The organism is Mesorhizobium sp. M0207, from assembly GCF_040321995.1.
GTDB lineage: Bacteria > Pseudomonadota > Alphaproteobacteria > Rhizobiales > Rhizobiaceae > Mesorhizobium.
Genome location: NZ_JAMYSQ010000014.1, coordinates 138,625 through 159,633, shown reverse-complemented (window position 1 = coordinate 159,633; position 21,009 = coordinate 138,625). Strand labels below are relative to the sequence as shown.

Below are 21,009 nucleotides of genomic sequence, written 5' to 3'. Positions count from 1 at the left end.
TGAACGGAGTCTGGCGGGAAAAGAAAGTGCGTGCAAACACTGTCATCATGATCGTTCTCGCCGGCGTATTCGGCGTGCTCGCAGTGGTTCTCGCCAATATCTGGCTGACCAGCCAACGCAGCGCTATGGCGAAGACGGACGTGCCGCGCGATACCGTCGTGGTGGCGGCCGTATCTTTGAAATTCGGCGACACGCTGTCGGCCGACAAGCTGCGTGAAATCACATGGCCGGCGGGCGCGGTTCCGGCCGGGGCTTTCAAGACGACAAAAGATCTACTCGCTGGCGAAGGCACAAAGCAGGCGCTGCAGGCGATCGGCGCCAATGAACCCGTTCTCGCCACCAAGATTACCGGCCCCGGCCAGCGCGCCACGCTTTCGGCGGTGCTCGGCGAAGGCATGAAAGCTGTTTCCATCAGAGTCAACGATGTGCTCGGCGTCGCAGGATTCGTTTTCCCAGGTGATCGGGTCGATGTGCTCCTGACGCGCACCGTGCGCAACCCTGGAGATGCAGACCAGAGTTTCGTCGACGTGCTGTTGCAGAGCATGAAGGTGCTCGCCGTCGACCAGGTCGCCGATGAAAGCACCGACAGCCCGACGGTGGTGAAATCGGTGACTGTCGAGGCTAGCACCAAGGACGCCCAGAAGCTGACGCTGGCCGCCGGCGCCGGCCAGTTGTCGCTCGCGCTTCGCCAGGCAGCCGCCGGCAAGGACGAGATCACCCAACGCATCACGCTTTCCGACCTGACCGGCGAAACGCCGGCCGATGTCGCAGCCAGGCAGGCCGAACTCGCCAGGCAGGCCACGGCCGATGCTGCTGCGGCAGCCGAGCGCAAGCGCGCGGACGACAAGATCAATGGCCTGACTCGGGCCGTCGAACAGGTCGGAAACCGGCTCGACGACTTGAGCAAAGCAAAGCCTGCTCCGGCCGTGACCTCGGCACCCGAAGCGCAAGAGGTCGTTAAGGAAGTGATCAAATATGTGCAGCCGGAGCCGTCAGCCCGTGCGACTATCGGCGTTTTTCGGGGCGTGAAGCTCGAAAAATATGACGTACCGCGACAAAGATAACTCTGGTATGTTGGCATAAAGAGCGTCCGAAGAGCCGCCAAAGGGGGGAATGTAGATGCGAACGGTCCGGGAAACACTGGCAGCCGCCGCGCTGGCCTGTTCGGTGATATTACTGCCGATCGGCCTTGAGGCTACGGCAGCCGATCGCCGTATCGACGTGTCGAACCCCAAGGTCCATCGTGTCTTCCTGCCCATGTCGCAATCGCTGACGATTGAGGTGAATGCCACTCTTGGCGATATCGTCGTCGCCGACGAGAAGATCGCAGATGCCCAGCCGATGACCGACAAGACGCTCTACGTCATTGCCAAGGGCGCCGGTACCACAACCGTCAATCTCTTTTCCGAAGACAAGCGCTCGCTTGGCGTAATCCAGATCGAGGTCGGCGTCGACGTCAACGATATGGCGCAGGCAATTCGGCAGGTAGCGCCTAGATCGCGGATCGATATCGGCTCGGTCAATGGCAAGGTCCGGCTCGGCGGGCATGTGAAGGACGGCGCGACGCTGGCGTCGATCCTGGAAGTGGCCCAGCAATACGGTCCCGACGCGATTATCAATGCCGTTACCGTTGATGACAGCCAGCAAGTGAATCTGGAAGTGCGCGTGCTCGAGGCCAAGCGCAATGCCGGTCGCGACCTTGGTGTGTCGATCAGGAGCACGAACAACAGCGGAACGACCCGAACTGGAACGGGCATTGCCGCCGTCGATGAAGATAACGTGGTGCTCGGACCGGGCGGTCTGCTCACTGGCCTGCTCTCGAACACCAATCCGTTCGCGGCGCTGATCACTCGCGTCATCGACAGCAACATCAAGGTCGATCTGATCATCGAGGCGCTTGAGGCAAAGGGTGTCGTGCGCATGTTGGCCGAGCCCAATCTCACCACGCTTTCCGGCGAGCCGGCCAGCTTCAACGCCGGCGGTGAAGTACCCATCCGCAGCCTCGACAGGGACGGCCAGATCAACATTGTGTACAAGCAGTTCGGCGTGAATCTGCAGTTCACGCCGATCGTGCTCAACGACGACAAGATCCATATCAAGCTAGCGCCGGAGGTAAGCGACCTGAACGGCTTCACGCCGGCTGGCGACCCGATCTTCACCACCCGCAAGCTGGCGACCGTCGTCGAGTTGCGCGACGGCCAGAGTTTCGCAGTCGGCGGGCTCTTGTCCAGCAAGAATACCAAAATCCAGAGGCAGGTGCCATGGCTGGGCCAAGTGCCGATCGTCGGCGCGCTGTTCCACAATTCAAGCAATCAGAAGGAAGAGACCGAACTGGTCGTCATCGTCACCCCGCATATCGTGCGCCCGGCGAAACCCGGCGAGCAACTGGCGACCCCATTCGACAAGACACGGCCGGCCAACGACCCGGAGTTTTTCGTGCTCGGCCAACTGGAAGTAACCAAGGACATGGTGCGCAAATATGAACTGGGCGAAGGCGTCGTCGGCCCCTATGGCCACATGCTCGACCTGAAATCCAAGGACAAGATGATCTATGTCAAGAAATAGGGTGTTGATCATGCTTTTGTGTGCCAGCGGGCTGGCGGGCTGCGCCGACTATCTAAACCGCTACGACACGGTGACACTGGCCGCAGGCGACACCCAGAAATACAATTCGCTTCTGCAGACGGTCGATCCGCTCAATCCGGCGTCGAAAAAGACCGCCATTGAAGGGGATGGCGCGCGCGCTGCTGCTCTTGCCCAGAGTTACAAGTTTCCACCGCCACCACCGCCGCCGCCGGCCATCACGGTCAATGTCGGGACGCCGCAAGACACGGCGGATTGAACAGAAGGATCAGCGCGTCAGGTAAACAAGGGATCCTGGCGTCAAGGAGCAAAAGAGCAAGGCCATGCTGCGTATTATTCGCGCGTTCTGGCACGATCAGAGGGGAATAGCGCTGATACTGGTCAGCGTCATGCTGCCGGCGATCATCGGATTTTCTCTGCTGGTGATCGACATGAGCCGGCTCAACAATCTGCATAACGATCTGCAGAAGGGGGCTGATGCGTTTGCCCTGGCAGGCGCGGCTGAGCTGGACGGGACGTCGGGCTCTATCAGCCGTGCTGATAGGGCGATCGCTACGCTGGTAAGCAATCGATACACCTTCTCGACCGCCGGCCCTCCTCAAACGCTCGCTTCCGCCGGAGTAACACGCCGATATCTTCGCTCATTGCCGGCCACCGACAATCTCCCGATTGTGCCGGCCAATGTGATCACCGACGAGCTGAATGACGCCAAACTTGCCCGTTTTGTTGAAGTCACTGTAGCCCCGGTCGGGTTTGCTGCAATCTTCCCGGCTTCCTTCTTGTCATCCAGCGCCAGCAACAATTTCAATGTCGGCGCAGTCGCTGTGGCGGGCTTCACTTCCGGCGTGTGCGATTTCACGCCGGTCTTTATGTGCAACCCTTACGAGACGGTGAACGGGACGAATGCAGCGGGCGGATACACACTTGAGCAGGCCGTCTCCAACCCGGCTGTACATCGTCGGCTGATCGAACTGAGGAAGGTCGGAAATGGGGCTGCCGCTGGCCCTGGTAACTTCGGCTTCCTCGAACCTCCGGCCGGTGTGGGGAACGGTGCTCAAGCCCTCGCTCAGACGATTGCAACATCAAGGCCGATTGGTTGCTACAGTTCCGCCAACGTTAGCACGAAAACTGGCCAGAACGCCGGCCCAGTGCAAGACGCCTTCAATGTTCGTTTCGGTATTGCAGCCAGCGGCAACCATTTCAATAGTGCTGAATACGGTCCAGCCGCGAACGTCCGCAAAGGGGCAATCAAGACCCGAGGAAGCGCAAACCAATGTCCTTCCATGAATCAACTTTCATTCACCCAAGCTGGAACTATGGGCCTTCCACGCGACGCGACCACTCCATACCTCGGCGGCCGAATGGGCGATGGAAATTGGAATTTCTCTGGTTACTGGAGCACCAACTTTGGTTCCGCTGCCTACCCATCTTCATGGAATACGACCAAGCCGACGCGCTATCAGGTCTACCGTTACGAGATATCGGCCGGGTTGGTAGGCATGGCGTCGACTGGTGGAGAGATCGGAACCCCGTCGGCAGCTTGCCAACCCCCTGTCACGACGGTTGACCGTCGGTTGATTTACGGTGCGATCCTGAACTGCAATGCACTCCAAGCTGCCGGCAGCGATCTGTCCGGCCACAGCACGGATCTGCCGGTGGAAGCTTTTGGAAGCTTTTTACTGACTGAACCGGTTGCGTCGCCATCGGAAGACGCATCCGTGATGGTTGAATTGGTAGACGTTACTGGGGGTGGCGGCCAGGGCACGCTAGACAATTTCCTCCGCGACGAAGCTCAGCTTTACCGGTGATGGCGATGATTGGAATGCTATTGCGTCATCTCGATAGATTTCGATGCGATCAACGCGGTGCAGTGCTCATCGAAATGACGCTGATCACGCCGCTGATGCTGATTTTGGCGGGTGGCGTGTTCGAGTTCGGCAATCTGATTCACGAAAAACTCTTGATGGAGGCCGGACTTTCAGATGCAAGCCGCTTCGCCGCGCGCTGCAACAGCCAATTGTATACACAAGCCGGGCTTGCGGCGATCAACTGCGCCGACATCGCTGCAAACATCGCCGTGTTCGGCAATGCCGCGGGAACAGGCAGTGCACGCGTCAGCGGCTGGCAGAAATCGAATGTGACGGTGACAATCGCCGCCTCCGGTTCCTGCCATGACGCTGTGGTTGCCGGCGTCGCGCAATATCGATCAACCACCGCGCAGGTCTGTATCGTCAGGGCTGCGGGTACCTTGGCGTACGGCGGGGTCGGCATGCTATCGATCATCGGCATCGGCCCGATCACGTTGAACGGCTCTCACGAGGAGCGGCTGATCCGGTTCTGACCATGTTCAAGCGTTTTGCGGATTCGGACGACGGCGCGGCGATGGTCGAAATGACCATCGTTTCGACGCTGCTGTTTGCCCTTGTCCTCGGTTTCATCGATTTCGGTCACGCCTTCTACCAATGGAACGCTGCTACCAAGGCGGTCCAACTCGGCGCCCGGCTGGCCTCGATTTCAGACCCAATTGCGACGGCTCTTGCAACTGCGGCGCCGACGACGACACCGGGTGCGCCAGTCGTTGCCGCGGCATATGGCCCCTTCGTCTGCAGATATACTGCTGGCACAGGAGCTTGCACCAACGGCGGCACATTCAATGCCGCCAACTTCAGCCGTATCTTCCGCGGGGACACGGCAAACACCAACGATGATGCCTGTCCCCCACTCGCAGCAAATCAACGGCCCGGGATGTGCCATTTCTTTCCGCGCTTGCGCCGCGATAACGTGGTGGTCACCTACAGCGCCACTGGCTTGAGCTATCAGACCCGGCTGGGCGGACCGGTGCCAACAATCACCGTAAGTCTTCAAAACGTGACCTTTCAGTTCTTCTTTCTGCAAGGGCTGATGGGCTTTGCGAACCTCACCATGCCGTCGATGCTAAGCACGGTTACGGGCGAAGACCTGAAGAGCACATCACCATGAACGCCATCAACACGAAGGTTCTCCCAACCAAACGAAAGCAGGTCGCCCTGTTCTCGTCTGATTCGCAGTTCAAGCATGACGTGGCGACGCGGCTCGATGCGCTGGCGATTTATGACGTCCGGATTTCCGAAACGGATGATTTTCTCAAAGGCCCGACCCCCGACACGCGGCCGGGCATCGTAATCCTCGACCTTGCCATTGGCGAACTGCTTGGCAAGCCTGGCATTGTCGAGGCGCGCGCCCTGTGGGCGGCCGTGCCGCTGATTGCGGTTTCCGACGAACTGACCTCTGAACAGACGCGCGTCCTGGTGCGAATGAACGCCTCGGACTGGCTGCACAAACCACTTGATGCCAAGGAGCTTCTGAACGCGGTCACCTTCCACGACACCGGCAACCAGGGCACCAAGAGCCGCATCATCACCTTTATCGGCGCTAGCGGCGGCGCCGGCGCTACGACGCTCGCTTTGTCAGCGGCGGAGTTCCTGGCCTCGAAATCCACCGAACGTGCAGCTTCGACCTGCCTCGTCGACCTCGATTTCCAAAGCGCCAATTGTGGCGCCTATCTCAACCTCTTCAACCAGTTCGACCTTGCCGGCATCATCGGCCAGCCGGAACGGCTCGATGTCGAACTGATGGATGTCATCAAGCTCTCGCGCCCGTCCGGCCTGACGCTGTACGCCTTCGAAAGGCCGCAACTGCCATTCGAGCCGCAGGGCGCGGATTTCGTGTTCCGGCTGCTGGACCTCGTCGCCTATCGCTTCGATGACATCGTCATCGACCTGCCCAACATCGAAACTCCCTGGCAGAATCCTGTGCTTTCCACGAGCGACGCGATCTTCATCGTGTTCGAGCTCAACGTCGCCTCGCTGCGACAGGGCAAGCGGCTCTACAAGAAGATCCGCGATTTGCGCGGCAATTCGGTGAACATCACGCTGGTCGCCAACAAGCACAAGAGCAAATGGTTCGGCAATCACTTTTCGCGCGGCGAACTCGAAAAGATATTCAAGGTACCGCACATCAAATCGGTTGCCTTGGACAATGCGCTGCTGACCGATGCGCTGAACCGAGCCATCATGCCTTCCGAAGTGGACGGGCGGGCACGCTTCAACAAGGATCTGAAGCGGATGTTCAAAGAGCGGCTCGATGACACTGCCCGGTAGATATCGCTTCGTTCCAACGCTTGCGGGCGCCTGCATCATGGGCCTGGCATTGGCGGCATCGTCCTGGGACTGCGCCCATGCCCGATCCGGGCTATCGGACCAGCCGCCGCTGCCAGCCATGGGCCCCAGCCTGCGCAAGTTCGTTTTTTTCCAAACCGCGGAACAGCCGGGCACGATCATTATCCGCAAGCAGGAGAAGGCGCTCTATCTTGTGACCCGAGAGGGTGAGGCGCTGCGCTATCAAATCAGCGTCGGGCGTGACGGATTTGGCTGGACCGGCACCGTGGAAGTGGGGGCGAAGACCGAATGGCCGGAATGGCGCCCACCGAGAGAAATGCGCGCGCGCCAGCCGGAGCTGCCGGAGATGGTGCCGGCCGGTCCCTACAATCCGCTCGGCGCACGGGCGCTCTACTTATCCCGAGACGGGCACGACACGCTTTATCGCATACACGGCACCAACGACCCTTCAGGCGTTGGCTTCGACGGCACATCGGGATGCTTTCGTCTTACCAACACCGATGTGATCGATCTTTTCAGGCGCGTCTCGGTCGGTGCAAAGGTGGTGATCCAATGACGATGATTAGCGACCCGGACATGCCGGCGATCGACATTGGGCCGGCGACCCAAGCTATAGAGCAAGTTGTCGCTGGGAAACCGAGCAATGCCAGGATGATCGGGGTTGTTGCTGCAGGCACCTTGCTGATCACAGCCGCAAATTTAATAGCCGCGGTCTATCTCTTCCGCGGCATCAACGACCTGCGCTCTGTCGAAGGGAGGCTGGAACAGCTCGGATCGTTCGAGCAACGGATTGCGGCCCGGCTCGACATGGTCAATAACGGCTTTCAAAGCCGGTTCGAAAAACTGGACAATCAACTGCAGGGTAGCTTCAGCCAGATCAACGGCAGCATTGCTCGGATAGAACAGAACTTGCCGCTGGCTACCGTGGCGGAGCCTTTTGTTGAGACGACCAGCGCCACGGCGGAGCCGGTCAGCGATCTCGATGGTGAAGAAGCGACCGAACGCAGTATCGTCGAAGCACCACGCCCGCCCAAAAGGAAGATCGCAGCAGCGGTGCCCCCTGCCCCAAGCTCCTCCTACCGGCGCATAGAGCAGCCTGACGGCAAGGTCTATTACCGCAAGATCGATTAGAAGCGGGGTAAGGGGGCGTGGAGAATGCTTGCCAGAGAAGATCGTCCGCCGCTTTGCGCGTCGGCGTCCATATTCGGCGCTTTTCGTCGTTTTTGTCGGGTGGACGACGGTGCCTTCGTCCAGCCTGGTGCTCGTGGCTGACATCGTGCCAACCCACGAAACCTTGCTGATCGAAGTGTGGGTCTCGCTACGCGATGTCGTCTATTCGTCCCGACCACCGCGAGGCGCTGACAAAGGTCACCGCTTACGACCTCTCGATCTCCGGCGGCATCGAAGGCAAGGTCTCTAGCATGATCGCCGACAGTTTGGTCGATCAGAAAAACGGGGGAGCCTTTTACCAGGTTCGTGTCGCGGCGGACAAATCGACGCTCGCGAGGGATGGCGAGACTTATTCAACCATCCCGGGCATAATGTGCTCAGTAGACATCAAGACGCAAGGCGATTCTGAGTTACCTTTTAAAGCCGATCAACAAGGCGCGTCAGGAGACCATGAGTGAGCGCTAGCGCCACCTCTCCTCCCATCAATCGTGATCGGCGGCTGCTAACGATCACAAAAGAGGATTTCGGGCTGGAATTCCGGGTCGTCGCGCGTGGCGGCATACGCCGCGGCATTCGTCTGGAAAAGGCTTTCTGGATATCTCTGAAGCAGATGGCTGAAAGTAGGAAATGCACAATCGGCATGCTGATCGAGGAGATCGCCGACAGCCCGACCAAGACTGGTAACCTGACATCGGCGATTCGGGTGGCTTGCATACACGGGCTGGCGGATGAAAACATGGCCCTGCGGAAGCTTGCATCGATCAGGACGATCAATGCCATATTGCTTGCCTGCCCCTCGCCCGCTTTTGCCTTGGCGTCATCGAAGAAGATCCTGACTTTCAATGCTTCGTTCCAGCAATTCGTCAAGCGTCAGTTGCCGATCGGACCAAACAATGATGCACGACTAGATCTCAAGCTGGCGCTGGATCTCCCTGTCGCCGACATTTTTGCCCAACTCGACGCCAACGGCGAAGTACCGATCGCCAGCGGCTTTGTAATCGGGGCTGGCGAACGCCGGTACCGAGGTCAATTGAATGTAGTACGGGCGCCCGTACCCGAACCGGAATTGCTGATGGCGTTCGTCAACAGCTAGAACTGCGGCCTCCGGTGAGCGAGGCTCAATCCGGGCTGAAGATCCTTCGTGTCATTTAGCGCGAATAGGAACTGTCTGCGAGACTTCGATTAGGCCCGACCGCTATTGCCAGCCGACGGCCCGCGCCGTTTGGCGGGAGCGGCACCATCACCAATCAACCGGATTCATTACAATGAAGGGCGACAACCTCGAAGAGAGAGGGCAAGACGACGTATTGGCGCCAGAGAAGGCTTGGCGAGCAGAAAAACGGGATTGGATCCGAACTGGGCTGATCGCCGCGCAAATCCGCGCGGAAAAGCTGCGGCAAGGTCCAAGAAGAAATTTCGCAGGATCGAACACATGTGTTGGCTGGAAAATAGAAAGCTTATCCGCTCCGCGAAAGTCATTGCCGAGGCTGAGCATGCCGAACGTAGCGAAAAGACAGCAAGATTGAGATCGCTTCGGATGGCAGCTCAGAGTGACCTGAAGGTTCCGTTCCTTGAGGAACTCGATTGCTCTCTACTTATCGCCGCACTGACTCAAGGCGAATTATCGGCTAAACTTCCCGACGGATCGCATTGGCGGGGCCGAGCAAGGGCAACAGGCAAAAACCAGTATTCCTCCGCGCCCGCCAATTCGGACTAACGAGTGTTCTCTCGCCTGATATCGAATTCAGAAGGCGATCTCGAGACCCAGCTTGCCGCTGACAGTTGACTGTCTTGAGACCACTTGCCGCGAATCTCACTGCTGAGCGTTGATCGATTGAGACATTTTCAGGTTGAAGCCAGACGGAGTGCCACTGAGAAGTCTGCGTCTTCAAACTCACACTCTCCCTTCCGTCAACGCATGCCGTGTTGGAATAGCCGAAGCCGAAAGGCGGTAGCGCTCCTCAAACCCACTATCTCATCTCGGGTAGCAGGTGTGGCGATGTAGCCCTCGTCACAGGGCTAACCCTAGTGTTTGCACTGGCCAGGGGCCGCTTTTGATGCCACGCTGCGGAGCGCCGGCGGTCCGAGCACACACCGCCGATCCCTGCGACCCAGAGCATCGCTTCACGAAATTTCCCTAAGGGCAGTCAGACATTGTTCCGATCAGTGTTGAACGAGATAGGTTTCGATCCTGCCGACACCTGCCAGTTCTAGATTACAGCGCGGTTCGAGCTTCCAGGAGGTGCGCAGGGCCTGCTTGGTTGCCTCCGAGATTTGCATGCGGTCGGCCACGCCCTGGGACTCGAGCCGGCTTGCAATATTCACGGTCTCGCCCCAGAGGTCGTAGACGAACCGATGCCGGCCGATCAGGCCCGCGATCACCGGTCCCGTGTGCACGCCAATGCGGATCCGAAAACTATCGTTACCCCAAGCTAAGGGCTTCAACGCGTCCAGCATGGATTTCCCGAGTGCCACGATCCTGTCGGCATGGTCAGCTGCCGGTTCGGGAACACCGCTCGCAGCCATATAGGCGTCTCCGATGGTCTTGATTTTCTCGACGGAATGCTTCTGCGCCAAGACGTCGAACGTGCCGAATAGCCTGTCGAGGCGCTTGATCAGGTCCGACGGCGGCAACCTTGCCGCTATGCTCGAGAAACCGACAATATCGGCAAAAAGAATGGTCACTTCATCGAACCGGTCGGCAATGAACTCTTCGCCCCGATGCAGCCGTGCCACGATCTGACCGGGCAGGATCGCATGAAGAAGCGAGTCAGCCCGCCCCTTCTCCACCTCGATCTGCTGAAGATACTGGTGCTCGCGGTCAAGCCAACGCTTCTTCTCCAAACTCGAGTTGATCCGGGCGCGCAGCAGGACTGGATTGAAAGGTTTAGGCAAGTAGTCGTCGGCCCCCGCCTCGATGCAGCGGACCACTGCATCCACTTCGTCCAACCCCGATATCATGATGACAGGGATATGCCGCCATCGGCGCTCCGCTTTCAATCGTGAGAGCACCTCGATGCCGTTCATGTCCGGCATCAGGAGGTCCAGCAGAACCAGGTCGAACTCGTGTTCCGCAAGGTGAGCCAGCGCTGACAGACCGGACTCGGCAGTGACTACCTGATGACCGTCACGTTGCAAGCGGCGGGAGAGGAGACCGCGGTTACTGCTGATGTCGTCGACGACAAGTATGCGGCCACAGCCGGAGCTTACGGGGTGCTCCGTCTTGATCAGTGCCCGTTCGAGTCCTGCCGCATCGATCTCAGCCTGATCCGTGGTCCGCGGTTCCTCGCTGTCGGGTGCGCGCGAGAGGCCGGCGATTGCATCGACATGCGCCAACAACTCGGCCGCCGCGGCGAGCATCACCCTGACATCCTCTTCCAGCGCGTATTCGTGCAATTCTTCGGCTTCTTCACGAATCATTTCGGAATAGCCGATGATCGCGTTGAGCGGCGTTCGCAAGTCGTGGCGCAGTTTCGCCTCGATCTCGACCCCTGCCCGGTTCTGATTGTCGGCTTTTCCATGGATCAAGCTGTCGATCAGGCCATTCAATTCGCAAGCAGCGGCGCTGACCTTCTCCAGATCCGGTGTCATGTGGATCAGACCGAGGTCCTGCACCTGTTCGGTCAGCAACTCCTGAAATCCTGAGATTGCCCGCGCCGGTCCGGCGAGCTGCTGTGCCAGATGGACGGCGATCGCATGGCGTTGGAACTTGTTCTTGGCAGTCATGTTTTCAAACCGTCGGCCTGGGCCTCATCGATTCCCGGCGAGCAATTGTTCAATTTTCTGGACAAGTCGCGACAGGTCCACCGGCTTGCTATCGTACTCATCGCAGCCGGCCTCGAGCGCCATTTCGCGATCGCTGGCCATCGCGTGCGCAGAAAGCGCAATGATCGGGATCCCGGAGGTGGCCGGATCAGCCTTGATCCGCCTGGTCGCCTCCCACCCGTCCATGACCGGCAAGCTCATATCCATGAGGATGAGATCCGGCCTTTCCGAAAGGGTGAGTTCCACGCCCGACTGTCCGTTTTCCGCAATTAGGACTTCGAACCCACGCCGCGACAACCGCCGCGAGAGCATGTCCCGGTTCAATTCGTTGTCTTCTACGAGAAGGATCCTCGTCATCCTCGGCTTCCTTCAGCCATGGGGGGCGGTTCCGCGATCGGCAATGCTGGCACCTGTCGATCCAAGCGGGAATATCTGGCGCTCGAGGGCCTCGACCAACTGAGACCGACTGTTTGCGCCCTTGGTCACAACCGCGACCGCCCTGTCGCGAAGCCATTTGAGCTCATCGGCCGACAAATCCTTGGAAGTCACGACGACGACCGGAATGTTCTGCAGCTCGGGCACCTGCTGCATCTCGTTCAAGGTCTCGAATCCGTCCATTTCGGGCATCAGCAGATCAAGCAGGACCAGACGCGGCAACAACCGCTTCATCAGCTTGAGGCCGCGCAGGCCATCGCTTGCCTCGTGAACCCGCCAATCCTTCTTGACCAGAATACGCCGAAGGAAATCGCGCGAGGCTTGATCGTCATCAATAACAAGCACATCGCGGTTGCCACTGCCGCAAGCCTCTATCGTTCGAACAAGCTTCCGCGTGTCGATCGGCTTCGTCAGGTATTCGACCGCACCGAGTGAGAGGCCGAGTTCGCGATCTGCAAGTATCGTCGCAAGGATTACTGGAATCTCGCAGAGCTCCTTGTCGCTTTTCAGCGAGCGCAGCACTGACCAGCCGTCCTGATGCGGCATGATAATGTCGAGAACGATTGCGACGGGGCGATGCGCTCGCGCAGCGGCTATTCCTTCCTCGCCGCTTGCTGCTTCGATCGACGCCAGTCCCGCCTCTGCCAAGGCCCTGGCGATGAGGGTTCGGGCGGCAGGTTCGTCATCGATGATCAGAACCGCCTTGTCCGACGGCCGCGACGACAGCGGTTCGGCGGATCGCTGCTCGCTAGGTTCCTCGTTGCACTCGGCTGGAATCTCCATTGTGAAGGTCGAGCCTTTTCCGAGCTCGCTCTTGACCGTTACAACGCCTCCGATCATTCGGCAGAAACTCCGGGTTATGCTAAGGCCCAATCCCGTTCCGCCATAGTTGCGAGTGGTGGACGCGTCTGCTTGCGTAAAAGGGTCAAAGAGCCGTTCTTGCTGCTCTGGCGTCATCCCGATCCCGGTGTCCGACACTATGAATATTAGCCAGTCGCGATCCGATCTCCTGTTGCGTCGAACCGCCAGCGTTACACGGCCCACTTCGGTGAACTTGGCCGCGTTACTGAGTAGATTGAAGAGGTTATGACGCAACTTCGTCTGGTCCGAATGCATTTTCCCAAGGTCGCCCGCGAGGTCCAGCACGAAACTGTTTCTGTTTTTCGCCATCAGTGGCGCGACTGTGGCCTGGACATCGCGCAACAAGTCGGCGACGTCGAAAGTCTCCAGGAAATTTTCCATCTTATTTGCCTCGATCTTCGACAGATCGAGGATGTCGTTGATGAGCGCGAGGAGATGGCGACCGGCCCCTGCGATCTTTTCCACATCTGGGACGAACTCGTTCATTTGCTCGTCACTCGCCTCTTCGATCAGCATCTCGCTGTAGCCAATGATCGCGTTCAATGGAGTGCGTAGCTCGTGGCTCATGGACGCGAGGAAGCTGCTCTTGGCCTCATTTGCCGCTTCAGCATGGCTCTTGGCCCGCTCGAGTTCGACCTCTCTCTGCTTCAGTTCCGTGATGTCGGTGTAAACGGCGACGGTCCCGCCGTCAGGGGTCTTTCGTTTGCTGACGCGGACCCAGCGTTCTCCGAAGCGACCCTCGTGGACGAAGCCTGCCGGATCCTTCTGGATGCGCAGCCTCTCCGCAATCCATTCCTCCGGCGACGCGCCCTCAAGGTCGACGTGCCCGCTCGCCAAGCGTCCTTTCAGAATATCATGAAGGCTTTGCCCAGGAAGAGTAGCTCGCTCATTGCCGGGAAAGATTTCGCAGTATTTGCTGTTGGCAAGAAGGACCTTGTCCTCCGAATCGAACAGGACAAATCCGTCAGAAATCGCCTCGAGTGCCGCTGCGATCGTCCGTCTTTGCCGCTCCGCCTCATCTTCCAGTCTTTGCTTTTCAATTGCGCTCGCCCGGAAAAGCCGAAGCGTCCGCGCCATCGCGCCGAGCTCGTCGCCTCCCTCTGCCTGTATTTCGACGTCATAGCGTCCTTCCGTCAGATTTCCGATCACCCGGTTCAAGCGCCGCAACGGGCCGACGATCGAGCGAAGAACAAGGATGGTGAGAAGCGACCCGATCATCACCACGATGGCCACCAGCACGGCAGCGGTCGTCGCCGTTTTCTGGGTTTCCGTTACGACCTCGTTGCGAGCGGCTTCTGCCTCGGCGCTCGCTCGTTCGACGAGTTTGTTTAGCGCGGCATCCACATTTGCGCTGTGGGTGCGCGCCTCGGCGAGGAGAGTGTTGCCGATGATGCGGTTGTCTTGAGTATAGCTGTCTGCCGCTCGTAACGCCGTTTTGACATAGGAATCGATCTCAACGCGGATTTCCCTGACCGCATCCGGTGATGATTTCGAAAGGCGGTCCAGATGTGTCAGCAGTCGCTCGCGCGCCTGCTCGGCATTGCGCTGGGAATTCATCAACAAGCTAACCGACAAATCAGTCAGCCAGTAGCGCAATTCGCCGAATGTTACGTGGGCCGCAGCCGCAGTGGATGCGACATCGAAAAATGCCTTGGTCTCCGCGGTTCGATCTGCACTGCGATAAAGTGCCTGGGTGAGAAAGATGGACGATACGATGAGGCTGACAAGGCCGGCCGCTGTCAGCGCAGCTATGCGGGCCGAAATCGGTAGATTGGCGAAGCTACGCGCAAGTGGCCTCGCCGGCGCCGATACGGCTTCCACTTGGTGCGGTGATTGTTCCAAAGCGCTCATTTGAACAAGACGATGCTGATCGCGCCTCCCAGATCGCCCGCTTTGCCGCCCTCCTTTGGATATCCTGTCACGTCGATCTCGCCCTTCGGCTCGCCGTGACAGGAAAGACACGAGCCGGTATAGTATTCGGGCAGCAGCATTCGAAATGCCGGGCGTCCATCCGCCTCTGTGACGTCCGTGTAGGCTTCTCCCTTCGCTCTCTGCGGATCCACCAAGACCTTTTCGATGATCTGTGCTTCCCAGGCGTCCGGAAGCGATTTGCGGTTGCGCACGAGTTGCTCTGGCGCAGTCACGCGCACCCGAGCTTCGTTGCCGGCCTTGGCGACGAACTTGTCATTCATCAGACGCGCAAACACGGCTGGCACGAAGCCCTTGAAAGCGATTCCCGCGCGGTTGATGTTATCTTGCTGTTCGTCCACCACCTCTCGCATCGCCTCAATCTGGACTTCAAGCAGACGCCGGTCGCGCTCGGTCAATTCGCCGGAAAGCGGGTCGTTGCCGATGTGTTTTGAGTATTCGGCGATGGCCTCTCTCGTAATGCGCTCACCGTCGAGGTGCTTGTCGCCAAGAGCAGGATCATTGATGAGCGTCTGGTAGTTCGATATGATACGTCGCCCCGCACGGAGCAATTCCGCGAGTCGCGTTCCCGTCGCGACATCCTCGGTAACTCCCGCTCCGATGGCAGACGACACGACGAGCGCGCAGCCGACAAGAACAGCGGCAATGAAAGTCCGCGTCAACGCTGACATGCCGGACATTTCCGTTTCCCTTCCAGGAAGGCCACTCACAGCATAGCACGATAAAAGCCGGGGAGGCAGCGACAAACTTCGAAGCTCAGGGAAGGAGGGAACGAATATTCGCCGTCTGTTCCGAAGCGTCCCTGGCGTGTAACCCATCTCCGCCGAACGTCCCTTACCACCCCATCGCCACCCCATTGCCAACCCACAGCCTCGACCAACTGGATGACGGCTTCGGGTGATGGCCGTGAATTGGCCCGGAGCAAGCGAGCTTCCGCTTAGGTCGGAACCGGCATTCCGCTTAGGGTAAAGCCACTGGGACAGCTTCAGGCGGAGCCATCACCTTCAGCACCGCTTCGCGTCGTGCTGCTGGCCGGAGACGCCCCTCTTTGGCGGGCACGGCCGGCCTTCGCCTTACGACTGCGCCAACCGCGATCCGAACCGACGAAGGCCTCCAGCATGTGCGGAATCAGGGCAGCGGTGTCCACGGGTTCATAGAGCCGGCTGTGCTCGGCCGCGTACTGATCGAGTTCCTCCTTGAGAGGCTCCGGCAGGATGATGGTCATGCGGACGACGCCAACCTTCGGCAGCCGACCGAGCCTCAGATCTGGCATTGTTCACCTCCTGCTTGTGAGACAAAGACATGTTGCCTGTTCAGATAATCAACATAGGCAACGACGTCGCGATGAACGGCGGCAGGCAGTTCGACGGTGATCTTGACCGGACGGTCATCGGGAATGGCGGAAAGTTTCAGCTTGGTCATGACGGACCCTTTGACTTGCCGTAAGGCACAAGAACAAGGTCGCGATTGACAATCACGCGAACCGGAAACCCGGGCCGCACCGTGAGCGTCGGCTGCACGTTGAGCTGATTGCGCACGATCTGCTGGCCAATATCGGAGGCCGAGTCCTGCGCGCTTTCGCGGATGGCCTTGGCGATTTCGCTTTCGTCGTCGCTGGACCCGAGCGATGTCCCAATGCCCAGCAATGTCGAGAGCGCTGCGGCCCGGAACATCTGGCCCCAATGATGGTCAACTTCGTCTTCAAGGCCAGAAAACCCTTGCGTGTCTGCGCCCTGCTGGCGCTCCAGCACGATCGATGTGCCATCGGGCATGATCAGCCGGTTCCAGACCAGCAGCAGGCGCGACTGACCGAACGCGACCTGGCTGTCATACTGGCCGATCAGCCGCGCACCCTGCGGGATCAGAAGGTATGAGCCGGTTGGGCTGTCGTAGACATTTTCCGTGACCTGAGCGGTGATCTCGCCGGGCAGGTCGGAGCGGATGCCGGTGATAAGGGCAGCTGGAATGACGCTGCCGGCTTGCACCACGTAGGGCGAGGCCTTCTCGGCGAGCCGATTGGGGCTGACTGTGCGACGGTCTGGCTCGGCATTGACGAAGGCCAGCTTGCGATCCTGCACGTTTTGCGCGGCGCCAGGATCGATCGGTGGCGGCCCAAGCGGCGGAGTCAGACCAGATTGGGTGTCCGGTCCTATGACCCTGCTGCCAGCATCCTGTCGTGTGGGACCAGGTCTCGTGTTCGTATCGGTGAAGAGCTTCGCCACGCGTGCGGCCTCGATCTCGGCCAGTCGGCGCTGCTCCTCCGGATCGGCGCGCGGGCCACTGACGTTGGACGCCCCAATCGGCTGGCCGCGCTCCTGCGCGCGCAAGATCGGCCGGCCCAAATCGCCAGGCAGCGCGGGGCCGAGTTGCGGAACACCGGCATAGTCCTTCGGCAGCTTCTGTAGCCCGTCGGCCGTTGAGCGGTTTTCGGTGGTGAAGAGCTCGGACGGCTGTTCGGTTCCGCGCTGTCTGGTGTCGAGCGCCCAAATCAACGTGCCGAGGATCGCAGCGCTGGCAACTCCACCAACGCCTATCAGCACCTTGCGCGACAGTCGCGTGACCCTGGCCGGTTCGGGCCGAAGGCGCAGTTCCGCTCGAATGTCCTGGTTGGGTGCATTTGCAGGGTCGCTCATCGGAACAGCCTCGTGCTGGGCGAGGTTCGTTTGCCGTCCGTACGCACGATGCGGACGCGCTTTTCGCTTGTTTTGTCGCCGAGCCTCAATTCAGCGGCGGCAAACAGCCGATCAACGACGTAGTAGTTCTGGCGAGCACGGTAGTTGACCAGCTCCGAGCCGCCCGATGGGCCGATGACAAAGAGTGGCGGCATTTCACCTTGCCCTATGCCAGACGGGAACTCGATGTAGACTTTTGCACCGTCATCGAAGGCGCGAAGCGGCCGCCAGGGCGCCATGTCGCCTTCGATGCGATAGCGGAAATTCAGTTTCTGGATGTCGACGCCGGACGCGACCGGCTGTGCGGCGGAAGCCTGCGCGTTCTGGCGCCGCAGCGCAATCAGCTGGTCCTGCGGGTACTGCCAGGAGACCGAAGCCATGTAGGTCTTTTCGGTCGAGCGCAGCTCGAGATGATAGGTGCGGCGGTCGCTGTTGATGACGAGATTGGTCTGCAGATCCGGCCGTGTCGGCTTCACAAGGATATGGACCTGCTGGCGCTCCCCTGCCCCACTTTGCGTATCGCCGATGATCCAGCGCACCGTGTCGCCGGCGGCCACAGGCCCGGAGCCGACAAGCTGCTCGCCCGGCTGCAAGGCGATGTCGGTGACCTGGCCGGGCGCGGCATAGATCTGGTAGAGCGCGCCCTCACTCCAAGGATAGAGCTGGATGGCATTGACGAACCCGTCGCGAACCGGCTGCATCCTCGCTGCCTCGTTCGCCTGGCCGATACGCTGCTTCGGATCGGTCGGCTCCGGCTCCACCTTCGTAGCGTCGACTGGTTTCGACTGACCAGGCAGCGGAAGCGGTTTCGGCACTTCCACCACTTTGACCGGACCAGGCGGGTCGAGCCTGCGCACCGCAGGCACCGCATCGTCGTAGGCGATTTCCGGCGGAATGTATTTCTTCGATGCACAGCCGGCGAGCGCCGCTGCCGACAGCAGTGTCAGGGCAAGCCTACGTGCCTTGGGCGCATTGCGCGTGGCCGGTCTCGCCGATGTTCTTGTTGGTGCTGCACGCATCATGAAAACTCCTTCGACCAGCTGATGGCGTTGACATAGACGCCAAGCGGATTGGCTTTGAGCCGGTCAGCGTCGCGGGGTTGCTGAATCACGATTGTGAGGATTGCGGTCCAGCGCTCGGTGCCGGCCAGGTTGCCATTCTCGTAACGGCGCTCGACCCAGGCGACGCGAAACGAATCGGGGGTAGCACGGATGACGCTGGAAACCTCGATGGCGATCTGGAGTTTGCCCAATTTGGCAAAAGGGTCGTTCAACCGGGCGTAATCATTGAGGGAAATGGCGCCGCGGTCTGTGGTGTAGTCGTAGGCTCGCAGCCAGTTTTGGCGGACGATGACCGGGTCGGCCGGAATGCTTCTGACCTGTTCGATGAAGCGGGCCAGATGCCAGGCGACCTGCGGATCGGTCGGCCGATAGTCGGCAACGGCCGGCGCGACAACCTGCGCTTCACCGAACTTGTCGACCTCCACCACCCAGGGAACCACTGAGCCGCGCGTTGACTGCCACACCAATGCGGATGCAAAACCGCCGGCCAGGACGAGAGAGCCGAAGGCCATCAGCCGCCAGTTTCTCGCCTGGACGCGAGCCGAGCCGATGCGCTCGTCCCAAATCTGGGCTGCACGCTGATATGGCGTCTCGGGGTGGGGCGTTTTTGCGTAACGAACGAAAGGGCGTCTAAGGGGGGTCATCGGCGGTCGTCCTGATCGAGGGAAACATTCATCGAGCCGCCCCCATCATCACTCGAGTGAACTGAATGCGCGGCGACGCTGGCGCCATGGCTCATGACCTGGCTACGCTTCATTCGTTTTGCCCATGCGGGCGGGGCGTCGGAACTGGTTTCGGAGGTCGACCAGTCACCCGAGGAAGCCGTTCCCGACGATCGCTCTCCACTCGTCGCACTCCAAGCCGCAAAGCGGCCGGCCTCATAGCTGTCGGACAGCGCCGACGCGGCGCGCGACATGGCCTGCTTCACCGGTCGAACGGCAGCGCTGGCACCGGCCCTGGCGACACCCGCCACGCCGGCGGCGACCGAGCCTGCACCACCTCTTCCAGATGTCGCTGCGCCAAGTTCCCAGGCGGCCGAAGTGCTGCCGGCCAGATGCGCGCCGCGGCGTGCGGCTGCTGCCGACATACGCGCACTGCCATTGAGTGCGCCTGCCGCGCCGCTCAATCCGGCGCGAGCACCCATAGCGCCAGCCACGCCAAGGCCGCCAGCGACGAGGCTCGTGCCAACAGCGGCACCTGCGCCCAGTTGCGGGGCACCGGAGACCAGCCCCGTCGCAATGCCGGGACCGAAGATCGACAGTCCCATCAGCGACAGAGCGCCCAGGACAAGCGACAGCGCATCCGTGATTGTGGGCTGTTCGGCGCCGAAGCCTTGGGTGAACTCGCCGAACAGGCCCGAGCCGATGCCGACGATGACGGCAAGGACCAGTATCTTCACGCCGGAGGCAACGATGTTGCCGAGCACTTTTTCGGCAAGGAAGGCGGTCCGGTTGAACAGCGCAAAGGGTATCAGCACAAACCCGGCAAGCGTCGTCAGCTTGAATTCGACCAGCGTGACGAAGATCTGGACGGCCAGAAGAAAGAACGCAATCAGTACGATCGCCCAGGCGATCATCAGCACTACGATCTGGACGAAATTCTCGAAGAACGATACGTAGCCCATCAGCTGGCTGGCGGCCTCGAGGATCGGATTGCCGGCATCGATGCCGACTTGCGCCACGCGGCCCGGCTGCAGCAATGCCGAGCCTGAAAGTGCCGAGCCTCCAGCCTTCAGGCCGAGCCCGGAAAAGCTCTCGAAGACGATCCCGGCAAGACGGTTGAAGTTGCCGATGATGAAGGCAAAGAAGCCGATATAGAGCGTCTTCTTCACCAGTCGGTGCAGCACGTCTTCATCAGCACCCCATGCCCAGAACAGGCCGGCCAGTGTGATGTCGATCACAATCAGGGTCGAAGTGAGAAACGCAACTTCCCCACCGAGCAGACCAAAGCCGGAATCGATGTAGCGAGTGAAAGTCTCGAGGAAGCGGTCGATGACGCCGGTGTCGTTCATGGCGCCACCGTTTCGGGATAGGGCCGGTCTTCCGCGAAAGGCGGCGTTGGCGGTTGGAGCGGCGGCAGCCGGGTCGGGTCCTTTTCGATCGACGGAGCCACGTTTGGCATGATCGGGCGGGATGGCCGCAGGAAGCGTCGGCGGCCTTCCGCCCAGGCTTTCCTGCAGGCGTCGTCATCGATCGCCGCCATGCCGATGTCCCGGCATCGGGCAAGCTCGACACTTGCCGGCTCGCCGCCCGGATATGCGGAGCGCGGGGAGGACGCGTCCTGCGAGCCGCCGCCGCGCAGCGCCATGGAGGCGGCGGTCATGGCGGCGCCAAGGGCAAGAACGGCTGTTATCCGGGCGGCGATCTTGAGATCCAT

At 60.1% G+C, this 21,009-nt stretch carries 22 protein-coding genes and 1 pseudogene; 12 read left to right on the top strand and 11 right to left on the bottom strand.

Annotated features, from left to right (window positions below; all coding sequences use genetic code 11):
- Positions 1–26 precede the first annotated feature (26 nt).
- The 12 genes from cpaB (at position 27) to NKJ15_RS19565 (ending at position 9,627) form a co-directional block, all read left to right on the top strand.
- Positions 27–1,064, top strand: coding sequence for a Flp pilus assembly protein CpaB (gene cpaB / locus NKJ15_RS19620; protein WP_352502861.1), 1,038 nt, complete (start codon positions 27–29; stop codon positions 1,062–1,064).
- A gap of 55 nt (positions 1,065–1,119) precedes the next feature.
- Positions 1,120–2,565, top strand: coding sequence for a type II and III secretion system protein family protein (locus tag NKJ15_RS19615; protein WP_352472998.1), 1,446 nt, complete (start codon positions 1,120–1,122; stop codon positions 2,563–2,565).
- 10 nt (positions 2,566–2,575) lie between these two features.
- Positions 2,576–2,842: a hypothetical protein gene (locus NKJ15_RS19610; protein WP_352472999.1), complete on the top strand. Its 267-nt coding sequence runs from the start codon at positions 2,576–2,578 to the stop codon at positions 2,840–2,842.
- A 64-nt stretch (positions 2,843–2,906) separates the two neighbouring features.
- Positions 2,907–4,391: a TadE/TadG family type IV pilus assembly protein gene (locus NKJ15_RS19605; RefSeq protein WP_352816883.1), complete on the top strand. Its 1,485-nt coding sequence runs from the start codon at positions 2,907–2,909 to the stop codon at positions 4,389–4,391.
- Entirely contained in the window at positions 4,391–4,924 is a 534-nt protein-coding gene (locus NKJ15_RS19600; protein ID WP_352685437.1) for a TadE/TadG family type IV pilus assembly protein, read from the top strand. Before NKJ15_RS19605 ends, NKJ15_RS19600 begins: the two co-directional genes overlap by 1 nt.
- A gap of 2 nt (positions 4,925–4,926) precedes the next feature.
- Positions 4,927–5,562, top strand: coding sequence for a TadE/TadG family type IV pilus assembly protein (locus NKJ15_RS19595; protein WP_352473002.1), 636 nt, complete (start codon positions 4,927–4,929; stop codon positions 5,560–5,562).
- Positions 5,559–6,722, top strand: coding sequence for a CpaE/TadZ family protein (locus NKJ15_RS19590; protein WP_352502863.1), 1,164 nt, complete (start codon positions 5,559–5,561; stop codon positions 6,720–6,722). Before NKJ15_RS19595 ends, NKJ15_RS19590 begins: the two co-directional genes overlap by 4 nt.
- The gene (locus NKJ15_RS19585) at positions 6,706–7,296 is read left to right on the top strand and encodes a L,D-transpeptidase (protein WP_352502864.1); all 591 of its coding nucleotides are present in this window, start codon (positions 6,706–6,708) and stop codon (positions 7,294–7,296) included. Before NKJ15_RS19590 ends, NKJ15_RS19585 begins: the two co-directional genes overlap by 17 nt.
- Positions 7,293–7,871, top strand: coding sequence for a hypothetical protein (locus tag NKJ15_RS19580; RefSeq protein ID WP_352473006.1), 579 nt, complete (start codon positions 7,293–7,295; stop codon positions 7,869–7,871). Before NKJ15_RS19585 ends, NKJ15_RS19580 begins: the two co-directional genes overlap by 4 nt.
- A 194-nt stretch (positions 7,872–8,065) precedes the next feature.
- Positions 8,066–8,368 (top strand): beta-barrel domain-containing protein, encoded by a 303-nt coding sequence (locus NKJ15_RS19575; protein ID WP_352473008.1) that lies wholly within the window; start codon positions 8,066–8,068, stop codon positions 8,366–8,368.
- A complete protein-coding gene (locus NKJ15_RS19570; RefSeq protein ID WP_352473009.1) occupies positions 8,365–9,003 on the top strand; it encodes a ribbon-helix-helix domain-containing protein in 639 nt (212 codons plus the stop codon). Before NKJ15_RS19575 ends, NKJ15_RS19570 begins: the two co-directional genes overlap by 4 nt.
- Before the next feature lie 231 nt (positions 9,004–9,234).
- Positions 9,235–9,627: a hypothetical protein gene (locus tag NKJ15_RS19565; protein WP_352473010.1), complete on the top strand. Its 393-nt coding sequence runs from the start codon at positions 9,235–9,237 to the stop codon at positions 9,625–9,627.
- A 446-nt stretch (positions 9,628–10,073) separates the two neighbouring features.
- Here NKJ15_RS19565 and NKJ15_RS19560 read toward each other — a convergent pair whose 3' ends face one another.
- From NKJ15_RS19560 to trbK-alt, 11 genes and pseudogenes are all read right to left on the bottom strand, one after another.
- On the bottom strand, positions 10,074–11,636 hold the full coding sequence (locus NKJ15_RS19560) for an adenylate/guanylate cyclase domain-containing protein (RefSeq protein WP_352502865.1): 1,563 nt from the start codon (positions 11,634–11,636) through the stop codon (positions 10,074–10,076).
- Between the two features lie 24 nt (positions 11,637–11,660).
- Positions 11,661–12,032, bottom strand: coding sequence for a response regulator (locus NKJ15_RS19555; RefSeq protein ID WP_352816876.1), 372 nt, complete (start codon positions 12,030–12,032; stop codon positions 11,661–11,663).
- 12 nt (positions 12,033–12,044) lie between these two features.
- Entirely contained in the window at positions 12,045–14,822 is a 2,778-nt protein-coding gene (locus NKJ15_RS19550; protein WP_352816873.1) for an ATP-binding response regulator, read from the bottom strand.
- Entirely contained in the window at positions 14,819–15,580 is a 762-nt protein-coding gene (locus NKJ15_RS19545; RefSeq protein WP_352816870.1) for a Tll0287-like domain-containing protein, read from the bottom strand. Before NKJ15_RS19545 ends, NKJ15_RS19550 begins: the two co-directional genes overlap by 4 nt.
- A gap of 305 nt (positions 15,581–15,885) precedes the next feature.
- Positions 15,886–16,173, bottom strand: a complete 288-nt coding sequence (locus NKJ15_RS19540; protein ID WP_352474823.1) for a DUF2274 domain-containing protein — start codon at positions 16,171–16,173, stop codon at positions 15,886–15,888.
- Between the two features lie 32 nt (positions 16,174–16,205).
- Positions 16,206–16,322, bottom strand: a pseudogene (locus NKJ15_RS19535) (DUF2274 domain-containing protein); the annotation flags it as partial.
- Positions 16,319–17,533 (bottom strand): TraB/TrbI/VirB10 family type IV secretion system protein, encoded by a 1,215-nt coding sequence (locus tag NKJ15_RS19530; protein ID WP_352542694.1) that lies wholly within the window; start codon positions 17,531–17,533, stop codon positions 16,319–16,321. The gene NKJ15_RS19530 and the pseudogene NKJ15_RS19535, both read right to left, overlap by 4 nt.
- Positions 17,530–18,594 (bottom strand): P-type conjugative transfer protein TrbG, encoded by a 1,065-nt coding sequence (gene trbG, locus NKJ15_RS19525; RefSeq protein ID WP_502906926.1) that lies wholly within the window; start codon positions 18,592–18,594, stop codon positions 17,530–17,532. The genes NKJ15_RS19530 and trbG overlap by 4 nt, the downstream gene beginning before the upstream one ends.
- Entirely contained in the window at positions 18,591–19,277 is a 687-nt protein-coding gene (trbF, locus tag NKJ15_RS19520; protein ID WP_352612605.1) for a conjugal transfer protein TrbF, read from the bottom strand. The genes trbG and trbF overlap by 4 nt, the downstream gene beginning before the upstream one ends.
- Positions 19,274–20,644 carry a P-type conjugative transfer protein TrbL gene (gene trbL, locus NKJ15_RS19515; protein WP_352772991.1) on the bottom strand — a complete coding sequence of 457 codons (1,371 nt, stop codon included), beginning with the start codon at positions 20,642–20,644 and terminating at the stop codon, positions 19,274–19,276. The genes trbF and trbL overlap by 4 nt, the downstream gene beginning before the upstream one ends.
- Entirely contained in the window at positions 20,641–21,009 is a 369-nt protein-coding gene (gene trbK-alt, locus NKJ15_RS19510) for a putative entry exclusion protein TrbK-alt (RefSeq protein ID WP_352685424.1), read from the bottom strand. The genes trbL and trbK-alt overlap by 4 nt, the downstream gene beginning before the upstream one ends.